The 4,581-nt window shown below is 62.1% G+C and carries 5 protein-coding genes and 1 pseudogene; 5 read left to right on the top strand and 1 reads right to left on the bottom strand.

Going from position 1 to position 4,581, the window contains the following annotated elements:
* Positions 1-341: 341 nt before the first annotated feature.
* Positions 342-554, top strand: coding sequence for a hypothetical protein (locus LJE91_00540; GenBank protein MCG6867250.1), 213 nt, complete (start codon positions 342-344; stop codon positions 552-554).
* Positions 555-752: 198 nt separating this feature from the next.
* On the opposite strand, the gene LJE91_00535 is transcribed toward LJE91_00540, so the two are convergent.
* Complete coding sequence (locus LJE91_00535) at positions 753-1,946, bottom strand: GAK system CofD-like protein (protein ID MCG6867249.1); 1,194 nt, start codon at positions 1,944-1,946, stop codon at positions 753-755.
* A gap of 86 nt (positions 1,947-2,032) precedes the next feature.
* Here LJE91_00535 and LJE91_00530 point away from each other — a divergent pair, with 86 nt between their 5' ends.
* The 4 genes and pseudogenes from LJE91_00530 (at position 2,033) to LJE91_00515 (ending at position 4,196) form a co-directional block, all read left to right on the top strand.
* Entirely contained in the window at positions 2,033-2,500 is a 468-nt protein-coding gene (locus LJE91_00530; protein ID MCG6867248.1) for an NUDIX domain-containing protein, read from the top strand.
* A 379-nt stretch (positions 2,501-2,879) separates the two neighbouring features.
* Entirely contained in the window at positions 2,880-3,221 is a 342-nt protein-coding gene (locus tag LJE91_00525) for a hypothetical protein (protein MCG6867247.1), read from the top strand.
* A gap of 3 nt (positions 3,222-3,224) precedes the next feature.
* Positions 3,225-3,734: pseudogene (locus LJE91_00520) on the top strand (histidine phosphatase family protein).
* 87 nt (positions 3,735-3,821) lie between these two features.
* Positions 3,822-4,196: an NUDIX hydrolase gene (locus LJE91_00515; GenBank protein ID MCG6867246.1), complete on the top strand. Its 375-nt coding sequence runs from the start codon at positions 3,822-3,824 to the stop codon at positions 4,194-4,196.
* The last annotated feature ends 385 nt before the right edge of the window (positions 4,197-4,581 follow it).

Here is a 4,581-nt window from a genome sequence, read left to right as displayed (position 1 = left end):
CAGCAGCACGATCCGGAAGTTCTACAACGATCATTCCAACGCCACGCTGGTGACGGTGAACGGCAACAGGATCGACTACGAGGTATTCCGCATCCGGAAACTGAAACGCGGGGAAAGCACCGGCAGTTACCAGGCCTGACGCCACGCCCGATATCCGCAAACGATCGCGGGAGACCGCCCGGTCGTCGGGCATTTCCTTGAGGCAAGTCACCGGAACGGCGACAATATGCCGGTAACTTCCAGGCGAGACGGTGGTCCGAAGGGGTTGCCGGCGTCAAGCGGGCCGAGGGCCCACCGGCCATGGGGCCATGGGCCATGGATCAAATTGACAGGAGTCCACCATGAGAATCGAAATCACACCCGAGATGCAGAGTTTCGCCGGTGACCTCAAGCACCACGCCGAGGAGGCGGTGCGCATGGTCGATGAGAACGAACGCCTCAGCGGGGAACAGCTCACTCGCGCCCAGTTCGCCGCCTACTGTATCATGGTGGGCATGATCCTGGCAGGTGGAATGGATTCCCTTCCGGAGGTGCCCATCCACCAGGAGCACTAGCCTCTTGTTCCTCCCTCTGGCGGGGGGGGAGGTCAGGTGGGGGGTCGAGACTACTATCTGCCGCCGAACCATCCCCAGACGCCCCCCATCCCGACCTTCCCCCTCCAAGTGGACCATTTTCCGGCAATCGCCTTATCCGGCACGGCAAACGGGATGACACCCGCGCCCATGGTTCTTCCTCCCGGCGAACCCGGGTCATCAGGTCAGCGAAAGTATCGCCGACACCAGCATCCCGGCATCATAGTAAGGTGCACTTCGCTCGCTGATCAGCGGGGTATCGATGACCTGCACTCCCAGGTCGCGAACGAGTTTTCGGGAGATCGCCGAGGGATAATCACCGTTGGCGCTGTCCAGCAGGATGAAATTGAGCAGGTGTTCATCGGGACAATCCTCGCCCGCCTCGATGCGAAGCTGGCGGATCAGCGCCTTCACCATCTGATCGGAAGTCATGCCGATCTGCTCGGGGTCGGCGCCGAGGTTCGGGATATACACCTTCGGGCAGTCGGTCGCGGCGATCGCCTTGGCCACCCCGTGCGGCAACAGATTCGCCAGCAGGCTGGAATAGAAACTTCCCGGCGGGTAGCAGATCAGGTCGGACTTCTCGATCAGTTTCCGGTTCTTCTTCCGCAGGGACGTCTCGGCATCGACGCGTTTGTCGATACGGCTCGAAAGGAACAGCTGCTTCACCGGCGAGGCAAGGGGCTCGACCTCCTTGCCCGTTATCCGGTGCTGACCGATGACCACGGATCCGTCTTCCAGCTCCACCCCCAGGTGCAGATTGGCATCGACGATGGCCCTGACGGTTCCATGAACGTCCACCAGCTTGGAGAACAGGAAGATGATCGGGTCGAGCTTCTGGTGATTGTTGAGATAACCGCCTGCCAGGATCAGGTTACCGATACTGGCGCCGTGCAGATCGAAGTCCTCCGGCATCGCGTCGCGGAAATAACCGAGCTGAATGCGGATGAGCCGGCGCATCGGGTTCGAGATCGTCGCGACCATCGGGTCCTTCCCCTCGACCATCTCGTCGAGTTGCTTGGCCAGGTCGCGGTTACTCGAACTGTCGGGAAACCGGTAGCTGAACAGCTGATAGACCTGCGGGTGGCCGGTTACCTTTTCGTCGCCCAGGGCCATCAGGCGGCAGCGCAGGTCGCCGATCGACGGCATCCCGAATGCCTTGCGCAACTTGGCCGAACTGCCGCCGGAATCGAATGACGTCACCATGTGCACGGAATTGTGCGTGAAGTTCTTCAGCACCCGGCTCGCCTCGTTGACAGCAGAGCCACCGCTGAAAAACAGGACACGCGGCCCGAACTCGGGTGCGCGGGCGTAGCGACTGATCCTGACACGATCGGGAATCATGGCGCGGCGTGTAACGCGGATGTCGTTCATCGACGATGCCTTCCTGTCCCCTGCATTTGATAGGAAATTAGGCTACTGTGTGAATGATTACAATTGAATCTGCAATAAATTCAGCCGTGGAAAATCTCCTCCCGGACATACGCAACGCGGCTCGCGCGCTGATCGTGCGCGGCAGGATACTGCTGTTGCGCAAGGGCGGGGACGCGCGCGGGGAGCGTTTCGCGCTGCCCGGTGGCGCGCAGGAATCCGGTGAAACGCTCCCCCAGGCCCTGGACCGCGAGTGCCGCGAGGAGATCGGAACCTGTGTCCGGGTGCTCGCCCTGGTCCACGTGGCCGACTGGTTCAAGCCGCGCGACACGACACCGCCTTCCACACGACAAACCGTCGAGTTCGTGTTCGCATGTTCGATCCCCGACGATTACGAAGCACACAACGGGCACCGGCCCGACGAGCACCAGATCGAAGTCGTCTGGATGGCCCTTGGCGAACTGGCCGGGGCCCCGCTGTTTCCCCACGGGCTCAGGGAATTCCTCTCCAGGGAAAGCGAGATCAACCCCGTCTATCTGGGGACGCTGGAGACCTAGTTCGATCGATGGCACCGACACCGATCGCGCGCTGAATATCGGCCGGATCGAGCACAGGCTGGACCGGGAATACCGCAAGCTCCTGACGCGCTGCAATGGACTGCTGAAGAAGCGTAAGGCGATTGCCGGAAAATGGCATACTAGATCGTGCCGGTTTTTCGTTCGTCATCAAGGCGTGACAACAGGCGCATAGTCGAACTATGCAACTGTTGTCGCAACATAGAGGACGGACGACAAAGACAAGCAGGAGGGTATGTCATTTGACAGAAATCGCCTAAGCTGAAGGCGGAACGGGACGGAGTGGAAAGCTGGCACGAGATCTACCCCCGGCCTCGCCCCGCGTATCCTCTCCTGGCACAAGCGCGGCAAGCCCGCCGCCATGCTGATCGAGCACCTGGCCGGCCTGACCTTCGAGGAGATCGTACTGCACGAGCCGGAACCGCAAGTGAAGCAGGCGCTGCGGCATCTCGGCAAGACCCTGAAATCGGTCTGGCGGGAGACCCGCACCGAACGGCATGTCTCGGCGCACTACATGCAGCAACTCGCCCGTCGTCTGCCCGAGGTGTACGATATCCATCCCGAGTTCCGGCAGGTCGACAGCAGGGTCTGCGGGCTGGAAGTCCCTGCCTTCGATACCCTGGTGGAACGTACGATGGCGCTGGAGACCGGGATCGTGGCGGACTGTCTCGATCTGATTGACTCGGGAATCGGGAGTGCATAAATCATGTCGCGCGAGCTTATGATCCTGCGCCACGGCAAGTCGGACTGGAACGTCGGTGTGGGCGACTTTTACCGTCCACTGGCCGACCGTGGCACGCGGGGTGCGCAACACATGGGCGTCTGGCTCTGGCGGCAGGGATTGCAACCGGACCACATCGTCAGCTCCCCGGCCGCGCGTGCCCTGGTAACGGCGGAAACGCTCTGCAATGCCATGGGCAGGGGCTCGGGCGCGATCCATCGGGACGAGCGGATCTACGAGGCCTCGCCGGACGACCTGACGGCCGTGCTGCATGACTGTCCGACAGACACCGCCCGGGTCATGCTGGTCGGGCACAACCCGGGGCTCGAGATGTTGCTCATGTGGCTGGCGGGCGAATCGCTCGCGATGCCGGAAGACAGTAATCTCCTGCCGACCGCCACGCTGGCGCGCCTGGAGATGCCGGACGACTGGGCATCGCTCAAGGCCGGTTGCGCCCGGGTGATATCGGTGACCAGGCCCCAGGAACTGCCGGAAAAATTCCCCTTTCCCGCCCCAGACGGCGAGGAACTGCGGGACAAGCCCGCGCACTACTACACCCAGTCCTCGGTCATCCCCTATCGGATGCGGGACGGAAAGCCGCAGATCCTCGTCATCTCGTCGAGCAAGAGAAAACACTTCGTGGTCCCCAAGGGCATCAAGGACCCTGGGCTGACCCCGCAGGCGTCCGCCGCAAAGGAGGCCCGTGAGGAGGCCGGCGTCGAAGGCCGTGTCGGCGACGACCCGATCGGATCCTACGCCTACGGGAAATGGGGATCGACCTGCACGGTAGACGTGTACCCCATGGAGGTCACGGAAGTCATCTCGGAGGACAAGTGGGAAGAACGCCACCGGGGCCGGCAATGGGTCTCCCCCGAACAGGCCATCGGCCGGTTAAAACAGAAGGATCTCGCCCCAATGGTAGAACGCCTGGCCGAGCAACTGCGCGCCCGCGAATGAGCGAGGCGTCCCTGATCGCCGCGCTGCTGCGTCATTGCGACTATCATCAGTTGCCCGACGTACTGCGCCTGCTCCGCGCCGTTCGCCTCGTGAAGGAAAGCGGCATCGACCTGTCAATCCTGGCCGGCAGTCACGATATCCGAGTCCTGATGGGGCTTGCGATCGATCGGAGCGGCACGCAATCCACGAAACGGGCACTTTTTCGCGTGTGGGTCCGAAATCGGTCCCGTTGCTCAGGGAGATTGCGGACGAATACCTTTCGGAGCCGAAATCCATGCGGGGCATACCGGGCAACCGTGAATGCCGGCGCAGGCTGTTGCACGGCCAGCGTGTCGTGCTGCGCAAGGGAATGATCAATTTCGAGTGTGACCCTGGACCGGAACAC

The sequence above is a fragment of the Gammaproteobacteria bacterium genome (genome assembly GCA_022340215.1).
Classification (GTDB): Bacteria; Pseudomonadota; Gammaproteobacteria; order JAJDOJ01; family JAJDOJ01; genus JAJDOJ01.
This window is presented reverse-complemented; position numbering and strand designations above follow the sequence as displayed.